The organism is Robiginitalea sp. (assembly GCF_049588695.1).
GTDB lineage: Bacteria > Bacteroidota > Bacteroidia > Flavobacteriales > Flavobacteriaceae > Robiginitalea.
The window spans coordinates 1-3,551 of record NZ_JBAVZJ010000127.1 but is presented as its reverse complement, the minus strand read 5'-3'; the positions used below and the strand labels follow the sequence as shown (position 1 = coordinate 3,551).

Sequence of the window (3,551 nt, the reverse complement as noted above, 5' to 3'; positions counted from 1 at the left end):
AAAAACTGGGAACCCTCGAACTCCTGCTCAGTAAGCCCATATCCACCACTTCGCTTGTTCTGGGTAAATATTTCGGAGCCCTGGTGCTGGTGCTTATCGCCATCCTCCCTACCCTGCTCTACGTGGCGACCATTTACAATCTGGGTACCACTGTGGGAAATATGGACACAGGATTGGTTTGGGGATCCTACGGGGGCCTGATCCTGCTGATGGCACTATATATTTCTATCGGACTTTTATGCTCCACACTAACGGAGAATCAGATCGTCGCTTTTCTCGGCGCGATCCTCTTGTGTTTTTTGATGTATTACGGTTTTGAAAGCCTGTCCACCTTATTTTCCGATGGGAATTCAGCTTTGGATATACAGCGTATGGGGATTAAGGCGCACTATGAGCGCATAAGCCTGGGAATTGTCGACAGCCGGGATTTGACCTATTTCCTCTCCCTGATTGCCTTCTTTCTTTTCCTGAGTATCCATCGGTTAAACCATCTCAAAAAATGAAAAAGCGTTCGTTTTTTTATAAGGTTTTAGCCGGCCTCGTTGTGGTCCTGGCAATCAATTGGATCGCACAAACCTTCTATGCCCGATGGGACCTGACGGAGGACCAGAGATTTACACTCTCCCCCCCGAGTAAAGAGGCCGCCCAGTCGCTCGGGAGCGCTGTAATCGTCGAAGTGCTGCTGGATGGGGAACTTCCATCGGAATTTGCACGACTCCGGCAGGAAACCCGCTTGCTTTTGGAACAGTACTCCCAGGTTAACCCCCTGGTTAAATACTCTTTTGAGGACCCGGTAGCCGGGGAAGAATCCAACCCGGAAACCATGCAGCAATTGCAGGCTATGGGCCTGAAGCCCGCCAGTGTAACTGTGGAAGAAAACAATAAGGTATCCCAGGAAGTGGTTTTTCCCTGGGCCCTGGTCACCTATGAAAACCGAACCGAGAAAGTATCGTTACTCCGAAACCAACTGGGTGCGGATATGGAAGCTCGGGTGAACAATTCGATTCAAAACCTCGAATACGCCTTTTCCAATGCCTTTGCCAAACTCGGCATCGCAAGTAAAAAACAAGTCGCAATCCTGAAAGGAAACGGGGAGCTGGAAGATATTTTCCTCGCGGACTTTATCACTACCCTCAGGGATTATTACGATATAGCTCCCTACACCCTGGATTCAGTAGCGGGCACCCCCCAAAAGGTACTCGGGGAGCTCAGTGGTTTTGATGCCCTGGTGATCGCCAAACCGACAGAACCTTTCAGCGAAGCCGAAAAACTGATTCTCGACCAGTATATGGTAAAAGGGGGTAAAACCCTCTGGCTCGTGGATGCTGTAGGGATGGATCTGGACAGCCTGCTGAACGAAGAAGGACAGGCTGTGGCCCTGCCCAGGGACTTGAATTTAAACGACCTCTTTTTCCGGTATGGCATACGGATCAATCCGAATCTGGTGAGTGATTTGTATGCGACCCAAATTGTCCTGGCCACCGGGGAGGGCAATGCCTCCCAATACGATCCCCTGCCCTGGGTGTATCACCCCATGGTATTTTCCCCGGAAAACCATCCGGTGAATACCAATATGGAAGCCCTGCGTATGCAATTTGCCGGTAGCATTGACACCCTTGAGAATGCGTATGAAAAAACCATCCTCTTCAGGTCCTCCCCCCTTTCCAGGGTGGAAGGCACCCCTAAAATCGTAAGCCTGGAATCCATTCAGCAGGCACCGGACCGAAGTGCGTACGGGCCCGGTGGCTTCCCCCTGGCCGTCCTTGTGGAAGGTGCCTTTGAGTCGGCATTTCGCAATCGCGTCCTCCCGGTGGAGCTAGTGGATTACACGGAAAGCGGGCCGGAGAATAAGGCGCTATTTATCAGCGATGGGGACCTGATCGCCAACCAGGTGAGAAATGGACGGCCCCTGGAACTGGGCTATGACAAATGGACGAATAATTTTTACGGCAACAAGGATTTTCTGATCAATGCGATGAATTACCTGCTGGCGGATACCGGACTTATAAACATCCGTACCAAACAAGTATCCGTGCCCCTGCTGGATCCTGAAAAAGTCTCAGCGGGCAGGACCAGGTGGCAGCTCCTGAATATCGGAATTCCGGTGGTATTGATTTTATTGCTGGGGGGTCTTGTGAACTGGCTGCGACGCCGGGCATATGCCTGATCCTTGTTGATAAGTTTGTTTTCCCTCAAACATCATTTAAGATATATTTGTCTTCGGACCTTTTTTAGGGTTCCATGATTCGTTAATGACACGTTGAAAGCCTATCACTTATGAAATTTATCGTATCCAGCACTTACCTCTTAAAACAATTACAGGTACTCGGTGGTGTAATCAGCAATAGCAACACCCTGCCCATACTGGATAACTTTCTCTTCGATCTGAAAGAAAACCAACTGACTGTCTCAGCCTCAGATCTTGAAAGCACCATGAGCTCCGTTCTGGACGTGGATTCTACGGATACCGGAACCATAGCCGTTCCAGCCCGGCTGCTCCTGGATACCCTTAAGACCTTTCCGGAACAACCCCTGACCTTTGTGGTTGAAGACAACAATACCGTTGAAATAAGTTCCAGCCACGGAAAATATGCCCTCGCCTATGCAGACGGGGCTGAGTTTCCCAAGGCCGTTGAATTATCCGACCCGAGTACCACGAATATCATGGGAGATATTCTGGCTACAGCCATCAGTAAGACGCTCTTTGCCGCCGGTAATGATGATCTGAGGCCGGTGATGAGTGGCGTGTTTTTTCAGTTTACACCGGAACACCTGACCTTTGTGGCCACAGACGCCCATAAGCTCGTGAAATATCGGCGGTCAGACGTGCAGGCCTCGGAAGTGGCAGAGTTTATCATGCCGAAAAAGCCCCTGAACTTGCTCAAAGGGATCCTTGCCGGATCTGAGGAGGATGTTACCATTTCATATAACGACAGCAATGCCCGGTTTTCTTTCGGAAAAACGGAACTGATTTGCCGGCTTATCGATGGAAAATACCCCAATTACGAGGCGGTTATCCCCCGTGAAAACCCGAACAGACTGGTCATTCAACGCGGGCAGTTCCTCAGTTCTGTGCGGCGGGTCTCGATTTTCTCCAATAAAACGACGCATCAGATCCGCCTGAAAATTGCGGGGGCTGAACTCAACATCTCCGCTGAAGACGTGGATTACAGCAATAAGGCTGAAGAACGGCTTACCTGCTCTTACCAGGGGGACGACCTGCAAATCGGGTTTAATTCCCGCTTCCTCGTCGAAATGCTCGGCAACCTGGACTCCGATGATGTGTCCCTTGAGATGAGCCTTCCCAACCGGGCAGGTATCCTCACCCCTGCCGACGGCCTGGATGAAGGCGAGCAACTTATCATGCTGGTGATGCCTGTGATGTTGAATTCGTAACCGGTCATACAATCACCCGATTTACACTTGCAATAACGCCCCGAATTGGTTATATTTAGGTGGCTTATCGATTAAATGCATTCTTCGCCGACTTTTTATAAGATCCCCGGCTAATAAGACTTAATTTTGCGATAGGTTTAATCTATATCCAATCC

3 protein-coding genes are annotated in these 3,551 nt (G+C 50.0%); all 3 read left to right on the top strand.

The window, feature by feature from the left end:
- A partial coding sequence (locus WBV75_RS02905; RefSeq protein ID WP_424119158.1) for an ABC transporter permease subunit occupies positions 1 to 503 on the top strand: 503 nt, incomplete at its 5' end.
- Positions 500 to 2,167 carry a gliding motility-associated ABC transporter substrate-binding protein GldG gene (gene gldG, locus WBV75_RS02900; protein ID WP_424119157.1) on the top strand — a complete coding sequence of 556 codons (1,668 nt, stop codon included), beginning with the start codon at positions 500 to 502 and terminating at the stop codon, positions 2,165 to 2,167. The genes WBV75_RS02905 and gldG, both read left to right, overlap by 4 nt.
- Positions 2,168 to 2,277: 110 nt before the next feature.
- Complete coding sequence (dnaN, locus tag WBV75_RS02895; protein ID WP_424119156.1) at positions 2,278 to 3,396, top strand: DNA polymerase III subunit beta; 1,119 nt, start codon at positions 2,278 to 2,280, stop codon at positions 3,394 to 3,396.
- Positions 3,397 to 3,551 lie beyond the last annotated feature (155 nt).